At 41.2% G+C, this 18,369-nt stretch carries 17 protein-coding genes; 4 read left to right on the top strand and 13 right to left on the bottom strand.

Annotation, left to right across the window (positions count from 1 at the left end; all coding sequences use genetic code 11):
- Window positions 1–160: 160 nt before the first annotated feature.
- The 3 genes from ACQ4LT_RS11820 (at window position 161) to ACQ4LT_RS11810 (ending at window position 4,042) form a co-directional block, all read left to right on the top strand.
- A complete protein-coding gene (locus ACQ4LT_RS11820; protein WP_445666260.1) occupies window positions 161–1,657 on the top strand; it encodes a methyl-accepting chemotaxis protein in 1,497 nt (498 codons plus the stop codon).
- A 743-nt stretch (window positions 1,658–2,400) separates the two neighbouring features.
- Window positions 2,401–2,865 carry a TspO/MBR family protein gene (locus ACQ4LT_RS11815; RefSeq protein WP_445666259.1) on the top strand — a complete coding sequence of 155 codons (465 nt, stop codon included), beginning with the start codon at window positions 2,401–2,403 and terminating at the stop codon, window positions 2,863–2,865.
- 13 nt (window positions 2,866–2,878) lie between these two features.
- Entirely contained in the window at window positions 2,879–4,042 is a 1,164-nt protein-coding gene (locus tag ACQ4LT_RS11810; RefSeq protein ID WP_445666258.1) for a lycopene cyclase family protein, read from the top strand.
- Here ACQ4LT_RS11810 and ACQ4LT_RS11805 read toward each other — a convergent pair.
- The 11 genes from ACQ4LT_RS11805 to ACQ4LT_RS11755 all read right to left on the bottom strand — a co-directional run bounded on the left by ACQ4LT_RS11805 (window position 4,039) and on the right by ACQ4LT_RS11755 (window position 14,452).
- Complete coding sequence (locus tag ACQ4LT_RS11805; protein ID WP_445666257.1) at window positions 4,039–5,130, bottom strand: AI-2E family transporter; 1,092 nt, start codon at window positions 5,128–5,130, stop codon at window positions 4,039–4,041. The genes ACQ4LT_RS11810 and ACQ4LT_RS11805 overlap by 4 nt on opposite strands.
- Window positions 5,131–5,156: 26 nt before the next feature.
- Window positions 5,157–5,867: a PIG-L deacetylase family protein gene (locus ACQ4LT_RS11800; RefSeq protein WP_445666256.1), complete on the bottom strand. Its 711-nt coding sequence runs from the start codon at window positions 5,865–5,867 to the stop codon at window positions 5,157–5,159.
- A gap of 104 nt (window positions 5,868–5,971) precedes the next feature.
- A complete protein-coding gene (locus ACQ4LT_RS11795) occupies window positions 5,972–6,709 on the bottom strand; it encodes an ABC transporter ATP-binding protein (protein WP_445666255.1) in 738 nt (245 codons plus the stop codon).
- Window positions 6,710–6,716: 7 nt separating this feature from the next.
- Complete coding sequence (locus ACQ4LT_RS11790; RefSeq protein ID WP_445666254.1) at window positions 6,717–8,096, bottom strand: efflux RND transporter periplasmic adaptor subunit; 1,380 nt, start codon at window positions 8,094–8,096, stop codon at window positions 6,717–6,719.
- Window positions 8,097–8,114: 18 nt separating this feature from the next.
- On the bottom strand, window positions 8,115–9,482 hold the full coding sequence (locus ACQ4LT_RS11785) for a TolC family protein (protein WP_445666253.1): 1,368 nt from the start codon (window positions 9,480–9,482) through the stop codon (window positions 8,115–8,117).
- 107 nt (window positions 9,483–9,589) lie between these two features.
- Entirely contained in the window at window positions 9,590–9,979 is a 390-nt protein-coding gene (locus ACQ4LT_RS11780; RefSeq protein WP_445666252.1) for a hypothetical protein, read from the bottom strand.
- A 9-nt stretch (window positions 9,980–9,988) separates the two neighbouring features.
- On the bottom strand, window positions 9,989–10,426 hold the full coding sequence (locus tag ACQ4LT_RS11775; RefSeq protein WP_445666251.1) for a phage holin family protein: 438 nt from the start codon (window positions 10,424–10,426) through the stop codon (window positions 9,989–9,991).
- Window positions 10,427–10,431: 5 nt separating this feature from the next.
- Window positions 10,432–10,644 (bottom strand): hypothetical protein, encoded by a 213-nt coding sequence (locus ACQ4LT_RS11770; RefSeq protein ID WP_445666250.1) that lies wholly within the window; start codon window positions 10,642–10,644, stop codon window positions 10,432–10,434.
- A gap of 71 nt (window positions 10,645–10,715) precedes the next feature.
- A complete protein-coding gene (locus ACQ4LT_RS11765) occupies window positions 10,716–11,969 on the bottom strand; it encodes a glycosyltransferase (protein ID WP_445666249.1) in 1,254 nt (417 codons plus the stop codon).
- Window positions 11,970–11,985: 16 nt separating this feature from the next.
- Complete coding sequence (locus tag ACQ4LT_RS11760) at window positions 11,986–13,209, bottom strand: ABC transporter permease (RefSeq protein ID WP_445666248.1); 1,224 nt, start codon at window positions 13,207–13,209, stop codon at window positions 11,986–11,988.
- 1 nt (window position 13,210) lies between these two features.
- Window positions 13,211–14,452: an ABC transporter permease gene (locus tag ACQ4LT_RS11755; protein ID WP_445666247.1), complete on the bottom strand. Its 1,242-nt coding sequence runs from the start codon at window positions 14,450–14,452 to the stop codon at window positions 13,211–13,213.
- Window positions 14,453–14,577: 125 nt separating this feature from the next.
- On the opposite strand from ACQ4LT_RS11755, the gene bshB1 reads away from it, so the two are divergent.
- Complete coding sequence (bshB1, locus tag ACQ4LT_RS11750; protein ID WP_445666246.1) at window positions 14,578–15,339, top strand: bacillithiol biosynthesis deacetylase BshB1; 762 nt, start codon at window positions 14,578–14,580, stop codon at window positions 15,337–15,339.
- Window positions 15,340–15,402: 63 nt separating this feature from the next.
- Here bshB1 and ACQ4LT_RS11745 read toward each other — a convergent pair whose 3' ends face one another.
- The gene (locus ACQ4LT_RS11745) at window positions 15,403–16,221 is read right to left on the bottom strand and encodes an inositol monophosphatase family protein (protein ID WP_445666245.1); all 819 of its coding nucleotides are present in this window, start codon (window positions 16,219–16,221) and stop codon (window positions 15,403–15,405) included.
- Between the two features lie 23 nt (window positions 16,222–16,244).
- Complete coding sequence (gene dnaG / locus ACQ4LT_RS11740) at window positions 16,245–18,302, bottom strand: DNA primase (protein ID WP_445666244.1); 2,058 nt, start codon at window positions 18,300–18,302, stop codon at window positions 16,245–16,247.
- Window positions 18,303–18,369 lie beyond the last annotated feature (67 nt).

The following is an 18,369-nucleotide window of genomic DNA, read 5'->3' as shown; positions in this document are numbered from 1 at the left end:
GGAGTGTACGGATCACAACCCATTCGTATTATATGAGCGTTTGTGTTGTGATCTACACTCTATTCATCATCCGGAGACAAAACGAACAGAACCATTTGCCTGAACCAGGCCAAGGATACATCATAAAAGATTTTATAAGCAACTTTAGGTCTACAGCACAATGAATATTTTCAACAGTATAAAACTCAGGTACAAAATTCTTATCTTCCCCGCCATATTCATAATGGTAGTTGGAGTAATTTATTACACTACGCAATGGAGTAATGAATCTATCGGGAAGGAATTGAATACGGTACAGTACTCTTACATCCCCTATAACGATCTGACCAATCGCATGGAGTCTACACAGTCCGAGATCCAGAAAAAGTTCCAGGATGCTGTAGCTGCCCAGGATATAAGCATGATTGAAAGTACAGACGTATTAGCAGAAAAATTTCGGGAACTGGCCGACAGTGCGAAAACAATAAAGGCCGATAATAATTATACGTTACTGGACAGTACTATTCAGTCATTTAATAAATACTATAGCACCGGTGCTTCCGCATCAAAAATGATGATAGAGCAGGATTACTCGGAAGAGGTTAGCAATAAAGTCCAGGCAATGATCGATGAACAGAAAGTTCTTAAAGGTCTTTTAGGGAAGGTTTCGAACCAAGAAGTAGACCAAGCGTTTGACAATGCTCGGACCCAGTTGGCTGAGTTAAAACAGACTATTAACCTGGTGCTATCCATAAGCCTCGGATTGTTCATTGGCATATCTTTATTACTTTCACAGGCTATTTCTGGTGCTTTACGAAAAACAGTTAACAAGATTCGGTTACTTTCAGAGGGTAACTTGGATATTCATATTCCTGAAAAATATTTGCGGAGAAGAGATGAAATCGGTGATATTTCCCGAGCTTTAGAAAATCTTGTTTCCCAGTTCAGAGAAGTTATCCTCGGGGTACAAAGAGAATCGAATCAAATATCTGAGATCAGCCAAAATCTCGAAGCTACCTCCAATCAGATGGCCCAAGGTTCTAATGAACAGGCAGAATTTGTTGAAGAAATTTCAAGTACTATGGAACAGGTATCAGCAACGATCAACCAAAATGCGGAAAATGCCCAACAAACAAATAAAATATCGCGAGAGGCTAATACCCGGCTGAATGATGTAAATGAAAAATCAAGAAAGGTGATCGAAGCTAATAAAACCATCACAGATAGAATCAATCAGATTAATGAAATCGCCTTACAAACCAATATCCTCGCACTGAATGCAGCTATTGAAGCTGCACGGGCCGGTGATGCGGGCAAAGGGTTTGCCGTTGTTGCTACAGAGGTGCAAATGCTTGCTGAAAAAAGTAAAACGGTAGGTAACGAGATTGTAGAACTTACAGAAAGCGCCTATAAACGAGCCTCAAATGCGGGAGAAGTAATGTCTGAAACTATTCCCAAAATGGAAAAAACATCAAACTTAGTTAGTGAGATATCTATTTCCAGTGAGGAGCAAAGTAAAGGTGCTAATCAGGTTAATGACTCTATTCAACAGCTGAATACGCTGGCACAACAAAGTGCGGCATCAAGTGAAGAGTTGGCCGCTTCGGCTACCGAGTTGATGAGCCAATCTGAACGTTTAAAGAAATCAATCGCCTACTACAAACTGAATGACCATTAATCGATATCCTATGCACAATCATAAAATTATCAGCAAAACTTGAATCCTATTTAACCAACAAAAAGAAATGGTAGTGGTTCGAAAACAGGGGTATACTCCGCAGCAATGAATGAGGGGGCCGATACATAATGAGAGTTAAGAATCAAGAAGATTAACTGGATAATGAGTGTAACTCAATTATATAGCTCCTCCCATTTCACCTCATGAGGATTATGGTATTCCCTGCAAGCCAGGCGGTCATTTGTTCAAGAGTTTTCAATAAGGACACCGCCGGCCAATCTTTTAAGTGAAATTGATATAAAGTTCTCTTTATGCTGGTCTGAAAATTTGTTGGCTTTTATTTCTGAGATATGCTTGTCACGATCTGCCTTGCCAGCTTCTATTTTATCCGTAATATGTATTCCATAGCAGAAATAGCCGCTTAAATTTGTTCTTTATCCTCTTCGAATGCCTCAACATTCCAACATCAATGATTCTAACAATTCTTCCCTTCCTTAAAAAAAGCACCCTTGACACTATCATAATCTGAAGCATTCGCTTTCATCTCATTTTAAAACCTTGCAGCCTCTAAACGGACTTTAATCCAGTATTTAACCTTTTTTGCTTAGTCAAAAGGGACAAATAAGGAAACTACATTTGCAAACCACGAAAAGGAATTTTAACAAATAGAGAGTAAACGATTTTTGTTTATAATCACTTATAATAACTTTAGAATTTGTTATTGATATCAAATAAAATGATAGATGAGCATGAAAAAAATTGCAGGTTTACCGGTTTGGATTATAGTATGCAGTTTGGCCGGTATATTTGGGGCACAATTTGAACCTGGCACATGGTACGAACTATTGCAAAAACCAAGCTGGACACCACCAAACTGGGTCTTTCCTATAGTTTGGCCCATCCTGTATATTATGATGGGTACTTCGGCCTGGCTCGTTTGGCGGATGGATTCGATTTCTCTATCTGATTACGAATTCAAGTGGTTTTTTGTACAGTTAGGGCTCAATGCGATATGGTCGTGGCTATTTTTCGGAAAGCACTATATTTCAACTGGTTTAGCCGAAATTTTACTGTTGTGGGTTGCCATTGCCTTTACTCTGTTACTATTCTGGAAGAAGAATTGGATAGCCGGCTTACTGCTTGTGCCCTACCTGCTTTGGATAAGCTATGCTTCGGCCCTAAACTTTGCGATCTGGCAACTTAATTAATCACCGCATTATTATGCAGCAGTACGATTATATCATAGCAGGTGCAGGCGCATCAGGACTTTCCCTGGCATCAAAAATGCTGCATTCACCATTATCAGAAAAGAAAATCCTTGTCGTTGATCAGTCTCTAACCCCATCAAATGATAAAACCTGGTGTTTTTGGGATGCTGACAACCCTCCCTTTAAGGATCTGATTTATCGAAAATGGAAAAAAGCAGAAGTCAGTATTTTTGGAAACCGTTCTATTGAACGGCTAACCAATTATACCTACTACTGTCTGCGGAGCGGCGATTTTCGCAATAATATTTTGAGTAATCTTAAAGATCATCCCAATTTTGATCTGCTTGAAACTCCAATCAAGGAGCTATCATTTAATGGTAGCTCCCCCACGTTGCATACTGATACAAATTCATTTGAAGCAGACTATATTTTCCAAAGTTGCTTTAATCCCTGGGATAATGCCGAAGATCAGCCTCGACATCCACTGCTCCAACATTTTCTGGGATGGGAAATTAGTGCATCAAAACCGGTTTTTGATGACAGTTTTTTTACGTTAATGGATTTTGATCAGACGTTTAAGGATGGAATAGCCTTCATCTATCTGCTGTCCTGGTCAAAAACTTCTGCCCTTATTGAATACACTATTTTTTCAGATTCACTCCTTAATAAAAAGCAATACGAGGAGAAGGTATCTCTATATTTAAGCAACCGATTTAATCTGAAACCAATTGATTACAGCATTGAAAGAAAGGAGTTTGGCAAAATACCAATGGAAGATCGCCCCCACAAGCCATGGTATAAGCCTGGAATATTTAATCTGGGTATGGTTGGCGGTGTTACCAAACCCTCCACCGGCTATACGTTCAAACGTATCCAAAAGCAAACTGATGCAGTTGTAGGAGATTTACTCTCAAAGGGGGAATTACAACCGCAGCCCCCCTCTAAAAAGAGATTTAAAGCATACGATCTTTGGCTGCTACAAATTATCGATCAACATCCCAAGGACGCGCTTCAGATCTTTAATCATCTTTTTAAGAATAATTCCCTGGATGATATTTTTCGATTTCTCGCGGAGGAATCCTCTATTCAGGATGACCTGAAAATTATGAGTAGTGTCCCCTATATTCCTTTTTTAAGAGCGATTTGGAAGACGCGTAGCCGGCTACGAGAACTTTAATCATCGCTACTGCTACTTTTTATTGCTGATTCAGCAGGTTTATACTCTGTACGATTACCCAGTAGATAACCGTATGGTTTTAGTGCTTCAACCTGATCGAATACACATTTTAAGATTCCCAACAGAGGCACAAATAATATCATCCCTGAAATACCCCACAGCTGACCACCGATTACGAGTGCAACTAATGCCATAAAGGGATTAACACTTACTTGCGAACCAATAACATTGGGAGTAATAAAATTTCCTTCGAGAAACTGAACTATCGCAAACACAGCCACTACTCCAATAGGATTTAATAGAGAATCGGTAAACAAAAGCGCAAAAATAATGGCGGGCAGACTTCCCAGAATGATTCCTATATAGGGAATAACCGCAAGGATAGCCGCAAATGCTGCAAAAAATAATACGTGGTCAATGCCAACAATCCATAGCCCTATTGCATTTAAGATTCCCAGAATGGTAATAACGGTGATCATCCCCACGATATAATTCTGGGTCACAGCTTGAACGCTATCAATCACAGAATCAATAGCATCGTTTTTTCCACCCACAGCAGTGTGCAAGAATGTGCGGTACATTTTTTTGTAATACATCATAAAAAATACAAAAAATGGTAGCAGCCCGATGGTTGTAAACACACTGGTTGTAGTCCCCAATATCGTGCTGACATATTCCCCGCTTTTATTGATAACCGTTTCAAGACCCCGTTCTAAAAACTGTATCTGTCGGTCAGGAGTAAGATTAAATGTGGACTCAAAGAATTGTATCAAATCACTACTCATCGTCTGAATCTTGGCATTTGCCTCGGGCAGACGATCCGCAAACTGAATAAACTGGATGGAAAGCAACGACATAATCCCGCCTAAAATTACAGCAATTAGTATAATGCTGGTTAAAATTGCCAGAATTCTATTAAACTTATATTGTTGTAACCATGAGCTGATCGGATCTAATAACATGGCGATGAGAGCAGCAAATACGAGAGGCATTAAAATAAACTTCCCATACGATAAAACGACGAACAATAATATAAGCCCAAATAAGATTGTTGTTCCTTTCAGCCAGACGGGAAAATCTTTTTTCATCAGTTATTTAATATTAGCAATTAATATTACGCGTCTAATTGATCTCCTAAATCAGTAAGCGGTGGATCAAAATTCTCCTGGAAAATTTCAAATGGCACCCGATACCCTACCTCTTCCTTGACATTGCTATCCTCGATCACCTCTTGATACGTTTCATAACAATCGAGTGCCGATAAGAATTTTTGGTAATCGTCTTCATTGGCTTCAATCCAACAATCAATATCGTCCTGTTTTGATGAAGTTAGATTAAACTTTCCATCTCCCTCACTCTCACTGTAATGAGTAAAAAATGCCAATCGTTTGGGGTAGTCAAATTCTTCTCGTTTTAAATTGCAATACACACTCTTGACTACGGCATGACTTACCAAGTGATCTTCAAATCCGCTGATACCATGCACGGCATAGGTTACCAATACATCAGGTTTTATTTCCTGAATCTGTTTATGAATCACTTTTTCAATATCGGCAGGATCCATCTCCTTTAATCCACTATCGGGCAAATCCAAGACTGTCATACCGTTTAAATCAAGTGCTTTTTCTACACATTGCATTTCTTTATAACGTATCTCTCCCATCTCTTTTTTATTGATTCCCAAACGAAATCGCTGTTTAGTAGCCTCTCCCTTAGTAAGAGTAAGAAGATATACTTCATGGCTTTTTCTACGCTGAGCAGCAATTGCCGGAGCCGGGCCAAATGACTCGTCATCGGGATGTGGAAAAACGTAAAGAATTTTCATGGCAAGAGAATTTGATTAAATCATTTACATGATGTTAATCATAATTTTGCTGCCACAAAACCCAAATGTCAGCAAAAAGAGTATTAAAACAAAAACTGCAAAGGCTATGCTGTAGCTGCTTCAATTTGAATCTCTTCATTTTCCAAGGCAGGATCCTCAACTTTCTCATCGCTTTCAATTTTACCGTCTCGAAGGCGGATAATTCGACGGGCATGCTCGGCAATTTCCGGCTCATGCGTAACCACGATAATCGTATTACCCGACCGATAAAGCTCCTCAAACAGCATCATAATCTCTTCACCTGTTTGGGTATCAAGGTTCCCTGTAGGTTCATCGGCCAACAAAATAGAGGGATTATTAACCAGGGCACGAGCAATGGCTACACGTTGGCGCTGTCCGCCCGAAAGCTCATTGGGTTTGTGATCAATGCGGTCTCCCAGTCCAACTCGTTCTAATGTTTTTGCGGATCGTTCATGCCGTTCAGCCGTTTTAACGCCCGAATAAATTAGTGGCAGTTCCACATTTGATAGGCAATCTGTTCGGGGAAGTAAATTAAAAGTTTGAAATACGAATCCAATTTCCCGATTACGAACTTCTGCGAGATCAGCATCGTCAAATTGGCTTACATCCTCCCCATTTAAAATATAGGCACCCGAAGTTGGGGTATCCAGGCAGCCAATAAGATTCATCAACGTAGATTTACCCGATCCGGATGGACCCATAATCGCGATGTATTCATTCTCCAATACATCAAAGGTAACACCATCAAGAGCGCGCACCTCTTGGGTTCCCATCTGATAAATTTTCGTTAAGTCCGCTACCTGAATAATCGGTTTTGCCATTCTACTCTTAATTTGAAGCCATTCCGCTAAACTTATTATTATTTACTTTCACCTTATCACCATTGGAAAGCTCACGAGATAGCATACGATAACTACCCGTAACTACCTGCTCACCGGCTTCAAGCCCTGATAAAACCTGAATATGGGTATTATCACTGATGCCTGTTTTAACTTCCTTCCGTTGTGCTTCACCATCTTCAACAACAAACACCACTTTTCGCATATCTTCTTCGGGGATAATCAGATCTTCATCAATATTGGTGGTATCACTTTCCGTAGTATCATTCTGTGCCGATCTATTTTCATCAGCAAAATCTCGCACTGTCACTGCTTGTATGGGAACCGAAACGACATTGCGCACGGTCTGTGTTTGAACGTCTACCGTCGCCGACATTCCCGGCTTAAACGATGGGATAAATTTATCTTCCGGCATTTCTTTCGAAGCCTGCTGAACCAGCTCTTTGTCCCCAACCATATCAAGATTGTGAGGCGTGGCTACCCGAATTTTTACTTCATAGTTAGTGACCTGTTCATTCGTCCCCTCTCCGGAAATTTCAGCAGAGTTAGCTATTTCTGTCACTACCCCATTAAATGTACGGTCGGGATAGGCATCAACCTCAATATTTGCAGTATCTCCGGCTGAAACATTTACGATATCATTTTCATTAACCTGTACCTGAACTTCCATCTGATCCATATTGGCTATCCTAAGGAGTTCCGTTCCTATGGATTGGGTATTCCCCAACACTCGTTCCCCAACTTCGACAGCTAACTTACTTATCGTTCCATCACGAGGCGATCTGATATTTGTTTTTTGCAATTCCTCCTTTGCCTGCTCAAGCTGGGCTTCACTGCTTTGCACCTGGTATTTTGCAGCGTTAAAGTTTGCCTTTTGAGACTCGTAGTTGGTTTTCGATTGTACGTATTCTGTCTTGGAAATAGCTCCTTTCTCGAAAAGCTGCTTATTCTGCTCATAAACCGATTCAGCTTCTAACAGCGAAGCACGGGCCTGTTCCATGCGTGCTTTTTGTGTGAGCAGCATAGCATTGGTTTCATCAATTCTGGCCTGATAAATATCAGGCTTTATACGTACCAAAAGCTCTCCCTGTTTTACATAATCCCCTTCTTTTATAGGTAATTCTATGATCTCTCCGGAAACTTCCGGACGTAAAATCACCTCTACTTCCGGCTGCATCTTTCCGGATGCCGATACAATCTGTGTTATAGTTTTTAGTTTGGCTTCGGTAGCTTCAACATTCTTTGCTGCCGGTTCGCCCCCTATCCATCCCATCGTCTTACCTAATATTGCCCCTGCTCCTAACAATACGATAAGACCTATACCTACGTATAATAGTTTCTGCGTAGCTGACTTTTTCTTTTTTGACATTTTGTTAAGTCTCTTCTCTTAATTTAACGACATTTCTTTATCTAACTTACCTAAGTAATAATCCAAGAGTTTTTCTTGGAATATCAGATTATACAACGCACGGGCATTATCTGACTTTGCCTGAACATAACTTGCATTGGCGTCACTAAGCTCAATTAAAGTACTCGCACCTACATTATATCGTTCTTGTTGGGTTTTATACGTTCTTTCAGCAGCCCGCAATGCCTTTCTTGTTGATTCTAACTCTTTTTGATACGATAAATAATCATTATACGCCTGTGTAACCTCTTGAATGATTTGTAATCTTGTATTTTCTAACCCGAGCTTCGCATTTTTTAAATTTATCTTTGCCGTCTGTATACGATTCATACGATTCCAATTGTTGAAGATTGGAATATTTAGTGAAAATCCTATCGACATCGTATAATTTTGATCGTAAAACTGATCACTAAAGGGAATTCCGCCGCCAAAATATTGATCGCTATATGAAGACGACAATCCAGCATTCGCACTTAAGGTAGGAATCAGGTTATATTTTGCCTGTTTCAACTGAAGCTCAAGTGTCGTTAGATCAGCCATTTTACTTTTAAGATCAGAACGATTCTCCAATGCATTCGTTATTAATTCATCAATATTGAACTCTTGTCCTCCTACCTGAATGTTGCCATCAGATTCAAGTTTCGGGTTTACAAACTCATAATTTCCACGGGGATCAATCTGCAATTGTCGAATTAGTGCAAGCCTGCTCATCTTTAAATTATTCTCTCGCTGTGTCAGGGTTAGTTCATTACTGGCTACCGTTGACTCTTGATTATATAAATCTACTGTAGGACGTGAACCGACTTCTACCTGTGCCTTTACCTGCTTCAACTGTTTTTTAGAGGCTTCCAGATTTTCTTTGGCAATTTGTACCAACTGCTCATCCAAGAGAACCTGCAAGAAACTTGATGCCGCATTGAAAATCACATCTTCTTTAGCTCTTTGCAGCTTTTCTTCAGAAGAAAGTCTATCTGCTTTGCTTATTCTAAGACTTAAAATATTTTCAAATCCATTAAAAAGGGATACGTCTGCACTCAAGTTCCCCCTTAAGCCATTAGTAACATTATCCTCAAACACCTGCGTATCTCCCTGCCGAACCAATTGTTGCCCTTTTCTACTTGATCCACTAAGGTTAGCGGAAATTGAAGGGGCAAAATCAGCATATTCACTCTTAATACTACTTTCAGCTAAATTTAAATTATTGGATGCTTGTTTAAGCTGATAGTTATTCTCCAGAGCTATATCAATAGCCTCTTGCAGTGAAATAGTTTTGGGCTGCGAATCCTGAGCATAGGCAGCAACACTCAATATTAATACACTAAATAATAAACAAATACCTTTGCGCATGTCGATAATTTAATTTTTGGGTTTACAACTCGGGAGGTTACACGATGAATGAGATGAATTGTTACAGAAAGGAAGGTTTTTTTGCGTAAAAGAATTAAAAGGCTTTATTAATCATCCTTTTCAGCATCGCTGGACGATAAGTGCTCTTCAGCCTTTTCTTCAAGGATATTCTCAACATAGTCAGTAGCAAAATTTATAGCTTTGCGAGTAGCAAGTCTCTTTAATTCAGATAAGAGTGCCCCGCTAAAATCTCCCCCATTATCAGATGTGGATGTAGATGACTTTCTTCTTTTATGACCCAATAAAAATCCTATTACCGCTGAGGCTCCAACAATAGGCAAGGGATGCTTCCGAATTATATTTTTGGGATTTAAACTGCTACCTACATCTTCACGAACCTGGTCAATAGAACTATCGAGCTCTCCCTCAATGTTATTTAATTCCTCTTCCAGCTCCTGCTTCTTTTTCTCCAGCTCATCAACTTTTTTTTGTGCCATAATAGTACCTTATCCTTCTTTGGATTTTGAATGCGCTTCTTTTTCAATTTTCAAAGACTCTTTGGCGGACTTTCCATTTTGCTCAATTGACTTTATTACTTCATTTTTAAACTGCTGTTGAATCTGCTTAAATACGCTTTCTGGCTTCAAATACATAAAAAGTCCTCCCACCAGCAATAACGGGAGTGATACCAATACATAGCCTAAACTTCGACTTCCAAACAGATCTCCAAGGTAAATAGCCAGGGCAAACAGAAGAAAACAGATGCCACCCAAAAGCAGAAAAACGCCAATTCCACGCTGTACCGAAGCAGCCATTAATCCGGAAATAGCTTCTCCTATATTGAGCATCGTGAGCTCAATACGCTTTTCGAGATATAGTTTCAAATCAGAGGTTATAGCTCGTAATCGCTTACCCAGCTGATCTTTCTGTTTATCGCTATTCATTATTTTTAGTCTTCTGAACTCAACAACTTGCCAACGATATAACCAATCAATAATCCACCTGCTAAACTTTTAACAGGATGTTTCCGGATTAGATTTTCGGCTCGTAATTTTAACTCCTCAATGCGTTTCGCCAGCTCTTCGTCTTCTACCATTTGGCGGCCACGATCGAGTGCGCTATCCAGCTCTTCATTTAAATTTTCTAAAATCTCTTCATCCATGATTTTGGTAATCTTGTTAACGTAATAAGCTACATCCTCTTAATTATAAGGAAATATGTGGACTTTAAATATTACATATTCTTATTTTTAGCTTCAATCCAGCGTCCCATATACTTTGTACTTTCAGCAGTATGATGCATTAGCATTTGACCGATAAAATTATGGGCACGATGCTCTTGGAGATGTTTCTGAAGATAGTTTAACCTCTCTATTAACTGCCTATTGAAATCCGGTTTTATAAATTCCTTATTAAGAATTAAAAACCCCTTTTCCTGCGCATCATTCCATGTTTTTTCAGCACAATAAAGATTTCGCGCTGCAGCAGCAAAGTCTTCAGGATCATCGACAATTATCCCGGCCCAATTATCTCTATCACGAGTTATACCCTCTGCACCCATACTTGTAGTGACACTTGGCGTTCCGCACTGCATAGCTTCTACCAACTTGCCTTTAAGGCCCGCCCCAAACCGAAGGGGAGCTAACAGTACTTTTGCATTAGCTACAACCTGTTTAGCATCCTCTATCCTGCCTTTCACCAAAAATCCTTCTTCAGGGCTGTGCATCTGTTCTGCTTCCTGCGTAACATAAGCTCCATATACGCACAGCCGTGCATCAGGCAGTTCCTTTCTAATCAACGGCCAAATCTTCTTTTTTAAATACCTGACCGCATCCATATTCGGGGGATGTCTGAAGTTACCAATAGTTACGAAGTCACTTCGATCACTAAAGTCCGGCAACGCGTTCTTTTCATCATCCGTCATTGGATCAAGCAGAAAAGGAACATATTGCAGCAAGTCCGAATCTATATTGAATACGTTACGAAGCAGATCCATTTCGGTATAAGAAATAATTAGAGACAAATCCGATCGAAAAATACTTGCTATCTCCCGCTTGGCATCTTTCGATGATAATAGGTCTTCATTCGTACAGACCCGATTTTCATTATGTGCTTTTTTTCGCGCCCTTCGCAAAAAATGCAAATCTTCGGTATCCAGTATCCGCAGTGCATCCGGACACTCCTCGGCAACACGCCATCCGAACTGTTCTTCAACTACAAATCGATCAAAAAGAACAATAGAAGGATTAAGCTCTCTGACAAATTCGTTAAATGTTGAGCTATTCATCTTGATAGAAACCTGGTCGATACCAATATCCTCCAAGTTGCTCATATGATCTGTTTCGGCAGCAGAGCTTGCGAACGTTACTTCCCACCCCTGATCTTTAAATAGGTGGATTAGTTCAAGCATGCGTTTGCCGGCAGCCGAGGAATTGGGCTCGGGCCATACAAAACCAATTATCAGAACATGCAGTTGATCATCTTTCATTATACGACAGAGAAAATTATTCGTAGCGAAGACTATCGATAGGATCTAAGCGGGCAGCTTTATAAGCAGGATACACTCCAAATAACAAAGCAATGAAGAACATCCCAAAAAAGCCGGTCAACACCGCCCATATCGGGATAACAGGTTCGGTTTCAATCCATAAAGCCATGCCATTGCCAGCCAGTATTCCAAGCGCAATTCCTATAAGTCCACCCAGCTGACAAATAAAAATTGTTTCCGTAAGAAACTGAGACACAATTGCTTTTTTCGTTGCCCCTACTGCTTTGCGGAGCCCAATTTCACGGGTACGTTCGGTTACAGACACAAGCATAATATTCATTACCCCGATACCGGCCCCAAATAGCGTAATACCGCCAATTACAAAACCGACAGCATACAGGATAAACGTAAACTGATCAAAGGTACCTGCCAGAGAATCATTCGTTTCAATTTCAAAATCATTTTCGGCCCCGGGAGCCACTTTGCGAATAACTCTCATTACCCCCGTAATTTCATCCATAGCCGCTTCTATAAAATCCATCGCCGGCGCTTTAACCTGGATATCAATATTGCGGTCACCACCATAAATCATAAGGCCTGCGGTATAGGGAATCAGCACAAACTTATCCTGCGATTGGCCAAAGACACTCCCCTTCTCATCTAACGTACCAATAATCCTGTACTGCTGTCCCGCTATTCGTATACTTTTCCCAAGGGGATTAACATTTTGAAATAACTCTTGTTGAATATCATGCCCGATAATCGCTAACAACCGTCCATACTGGATATCTTCAGAACTAAAATTACGACCCTCACTCAGTTCATAAGCATTGTTATCAAGGTAATACTGGTTACTCCCGATTATTCTCACCGTGGGATCCGTTTCCTCATCCCCATACATTACTTTGGTATAATCAAATGTCTCATCCGGACTCACATCCTCTGCCAACCGTAACATTTCTTGCAGCCGTTCGGCTGTTTCGAAAGTAATATCCTGGCGATTTCGTACATTTTCTGCACTTCCGCCCATCTGAACAGATGGTGTTTTCGAAACGTTAATCACATCTCCTCCCATCACACTCATCGTATTCTGAAAAAAGTTATCCAGTACGGCTACCGCTGTAGTAGAAACAATCACCGAAAAAACGCCTACAACAAGAGCCAACAAGGTTAGTGAGGACCGTAACTTATTGGCCCAGAGAGAATCAAACGCCTGTTTAAATACTTCTTTAATATTCATCTTATTCGTATCTCAATGATTCTATGGGATCTGATTTTGCAGCACGATAAGCCGGGATAAATCCAAAAACCAGGCCTACAATCGAGCACAATATAATAGCTGCAATAACAACGCTGATATCAATGCTGGCCACAAATATCTGGTTCAATAACATGCTCAGTGGATAAGAAAGCAAGAGTCCTATCAACCCACCTAAAAGACACATGATTACGGCCTCAATCAAAAACTGGTATAATATTTCCCACGCTTTGGCTCCTACTGCTTTACGGATTCCAATCTCTTTGGTGCGTTCACGTACTGATACAAACATGATGTTCATCACACCGATACCCCCAATTATTAATGAGAGCGCTGTAAGCCCTCCTCCCACCATATAGAGACCAGCTTTAAATGATGCGAGCTGAGCTTCAAAAGCCTGAGGTTTGTTCAGCTCAAAATCATTGTCTTCGGTAGCATCAAGACCGCGAACACGACGCATTATGCCCTCTATTTCATACTCTCCTTCTTCCAGAATCTCTTCATTTGGGAATTTTACAGCGATTTGAATATTGCTGCGTAAACTAAAAAGCTGCCCATAAGCTTTAATCGGTGTTATAGCACGCCGATCCATATCAGCTAATCCCAAAAATTTTCCTTGTTTTTCCAGTAATCCAATCACCCTAAACCGCTGACCACCGATACGAACCTCTTCATTTAGCGGATTCTTACGATCAAATAGGTTTTCTGCCAGTGTTGCTCCCAAGACCGTCACTTTAGCTCCCCGTTGTATTTCTTCGGGGGTAAAAGCACGACCCATTTCGATGTCCAGTCCGGCCGTATCAAAATATTTATCCGTAACCCCGGCAATAAAAACGCCATCCGCACTCACATCTTCATACCTGATCGATGTCCCCCGCGATGCCGATGCTGAAACAGCAGAAGCAAGCCGACTCGACTCACGGATATCTTCAACATAATCCAACTTAATATCTCTTCGACTGCGATACTTCCACCACTCATAATTAGGTCCCCTATTCCACGGATGCTTCTCAACATATACCACATTCTGACCCATCATAGCCATGCTCTTATCAAATTCAGCATCCATGCCATTACTCACAGCATTCATCAGCGTTACCATCACAATACCAATAATGATGCAAAGCGTCGTGAGAAAGGAACGAGTTTTATTAATGCCCAAAGCGCTCAAAGAAATCTTGAGTCCCTCCCAGCTGCTATTGACAAATCGACTTATCTTAGACATACCCTTCTTTCAGGTTTAAATTGTATAACGTCTCCTTTACGAGCTAAAATAAAAATCGTTACAAGAAAGTTAAGAATTTCATTTTTTAGCGATCCCTCAAAATTCAGCTATATTATACGGTAAAATTGAAAAAACTACATGATATGGAACTGGATATTTTAGCACTGTCTTCTCATCCCGATGATACTGAACTTTGCTGCGGAGGCACACTTGCAGCACTCGTAAATAAAGGCAAAAAAGTTGGAGTAATTGATTTTACGCAGGGAGAAATGGGAAGTCGCGGCACTCCCGAACAGCGGCTGCAGGAAGCCCAAAATGCTTCCAATATTATTGGACTCGAAGTACGCGAAAACTTAGGACTGCCCGATACCAAGCTCGAAAGTACAAGAGAATATCAGAAAAAAATCATCCAAAAAATTCGGAAATACCAGCCGCATATCTGTTTGGTAGGGGCTCCTTCGGATCGTCATCCCGATCATGGCAATGGCACGCAGCTGGCTTTGGATGCCATTTTCTTTAGTGGTCTAACGAAAATTGAAACTTTTGACGAGCAGGGTGATCCACAAGAACGTTGGCGTCCTTCGCATGTGCTCCATTTCATGCAAGATCGCCCCTTTAAGCCCGACATTGTCTTTGATATTTCAGATACGTTTAAAACCAAGAAAGAAGCTATTTTAGCTTTTGAATCCCAATTTAACGTACAAGATCCCGGTGACGAGCCCGAAACATATATCTCCAACGAACAGTTTTTCGAGGGAATTGAAGCCCGTGCCCGGCACTATGGTCATCTGATTGGAACCACTTATGGTGAGCCGTTTAAATATCACAACGGACCGGTACCGATGGCTTCCTTTAATGCTTTTTTTGAGACAGAACCAAGACGGTAACAGACGTTAAACGTGAGATGGCAGACATAGTAAGAGTACTATTAAACATCTGCCATTTGCCGTTTATACGTTTGCTTTTATCTCATCCTTATCAAAATAATTTGTCATCTCTTCTAACAGAAATTTATGCACCACTGGATTTCCTGCTATAATTCGTTTACCAAAAAGCCAATCATCGCCGCCGGACCAATCAGTGACTTTTCCACCTGCCTCCTGAACAATTAAAGCTGCCGCCCCCACATCCCATGGATTAAGAGCATACTCATAGAACCCTTCAAAGCGTCCACAAGCCACGCAGCACAAATCATAGGAAGCCGCCCCCGGACGACGAACGCCCTGAATATTGCTCATCAACATGCGGAAAAACTGCAAATAATTATCCGCAAGACTTAAATCGTTATAAGGAAATCCCGTGCCTACCAGTGCGTCAGCAGGATTATCGAGCTTGGATACCGAGATAGGATTGCCATTCAAATAGGCTCCCTTATCCTGTATAGCTGTAAAACACTCGTCACCCGCAACTTCAAGCACCAATCCCATTTTAGATTCGCCATGTTCCCAAAGTCCGATCGAAACGCAGTACACCGGAAAACCATGCGCAAAGTTTGTGGTGCCATCGATGGGATCAATTAACCAAGTTCGTCCCTCAGGCATTGCCTGTTCTACCGATGACTCTTCAGCAAGAATGTGATCTTCTGGAAATTCCTTTTTGATCACAGAGAGGATTTCTTCTTCCGCCCTTACATCCGCTTCGGTAACCAGATCATTTTTGCCTTTAAAATCGACCGAAAAGTTACTGTCCTTCTGATATTTGCTAATAATTTGAGCCGCTGATTTTGCAGCCTTCTTAGCAACGTTTAATTCTATAGTAAAATCAGACATTCGAACTAATTAATATTTGATTATTACTCCTCACGTTCATGCTTCATTTTATACTCAAACACTTTATCCGACACTTTTTTTGCTACATCAGAATCAGGATCGGGAAACAGTTCATCGATTGGAGATTCCTGCATTAACGTCCGCTGACGCCCCGCCTCTTTCATCGCCTTCATCACCTTTTTTTGCTCACCCTCTTCTTCGGATGAATTATAACGCTCGTATAAATCAACTTGCAGACGATCCAAGTAATGAATCTTAAGTGCCTTTAGGGCACCTTTGGCCGTACGATAAGGATTTTTATCCTTCTTATACTGCACGCCAATTTTTTCGTGGTGACGCTCACTTACGGAATGCTCCTCGAGCACGATTTCACCCACCAGCTCGGGATAGGGATGCTCGCGTTCGGCATAAGCCTCGACCGAAACTTCTTTCTCATCCTTATATCGTTCGATAATATCCTTATAAAAATTGCGGAGCTGCTTATCCTCAAATTGCTGCTCGTTACACTGCGAACCGATATAGTCAATTATATCCCGGTCATACATCAGCATCAGGCGAATCAACTCCTTTTCATAATTGGGACGCTTTTTGGGCGGTTCGGGCTGGTTCTTTTTGGGTGACTGGGAGACTTCCCGATCATTATATCCAACCGAATGAGGTACCGGAGCCTGTGGCCGCTGATCTCCGTCATCCTGTTGCTCCTGTTGACGTCGAGCCTCCCGTTCTTCTCTTCTCTTCTCGCGCTGGCGGGCTTTTTTGCGTTCATCCTTCAGCTGCTTTCGGATTTTACCGAGCTCATCAAAAAGCGCGCGATCTCCAATTTTTGCTTTGCTGTTTAAATGCTGCACATAGGTTTCGCGAGATACCTGATCCGGCATATGCGCAATACTTTCCAGAATCTCGGAAATTACTTTTTTCTTCTCTGCCGGCTCCTCCCACCGTCCCTCTTCTTTTGCTTTATGGATCTGGTAACTCAGAAAATCTTCAGCCTCCTCGCGTTTTAATTCCAAGAATGAGTCTTTTCCAAACTGGCGAACAAATGAATCGGGATCTTCACCCTCGGGCAGCTCCAACAATTTTACATCCATTCCCTCGCGCAGAGCTATATTGATGCCGCGTTTCATCGCACGCTGTCCGGCAGAATCTGCATCATAAATCATCGTAATCGTATCACCATAGCGATGCAGCAGTTTCATCTGATCGGGCGTAAGAGATGTTCCACTTGATGCCGCCACGTTGTTGACTCCATATTGCTGCAGTGAAATCACATCCGTATAACCCTCAACCAAAATAACTTCGTCGGTTTTCCGAATATCATTCTTGGCAAAATTGATGCCGTAAAGTACCTTACTTTTGTTATAAACTTTTGTCTGTGGAGAGTTAATATATTTGGCCGTTTTCTCGTTCCCAAGCACTCGTCCTGCATAGGCAATAACTTTTCCCGAGGGATTGAAAATCGGGAACATCAGCCGACCGCGGAAAGCATCGTAATATCCATCGCCCCTGTTGCTCGGCTTTATGAGTCCGGCTTCAAACAAATATTCTTCATTAAGACCGGAATCCAACGCCGTTCTGTAAAGTTTTTCACCATCCGAAGGTGCATAGCCAAGACCATATTTTTTGATAATACTACGATCATAACCTCGCTCTTGCAAGTAGTCACGGGCTTTTTGGGCTTCCTTGGTTTCCATTAAATGCCGGTGGAAAAATACCCCCGCATATTTCAGCGCATGATATATTCCCTCACGAAGATTATGCTCTTCATCAAACTCTTCGGCATCCTCTTCAGGCAGCGAAACGCCGTAGCGATCGGCAAGAGAGCGCATCGCCTCCACAAAACCCACACCTTCCATCTCCATCACAAAATTAAACACATCACCCGATTCTCCACATCCAAAACATTTATAGATTCCCAGATCGGGAGTCACATGAAAGGAAGGCGTTTTTTCATCATGAAATGGACAAAGACCTTTCCAGCTGCGCCCAGATCGCTTCAATTTTACATAATCCTCTACCACCTCGACGATATCTGCCGCGCCGCGTACTTCTTCTTTTTTTTCATCGGGAATCATAGTAGCCATAACAGCGAAATAATAACAGAAATGCTGATGATAATCATCCCTTTATAATTAAGAATTACGAATAAAG

This window comes from Fodinibius sp. AD559 (assembly GCF_052712805.1).
Note: the sequence above shows the minus strand (reverse complement) of the source record. Positions and strands in the feature narration are given on the sequence as shown.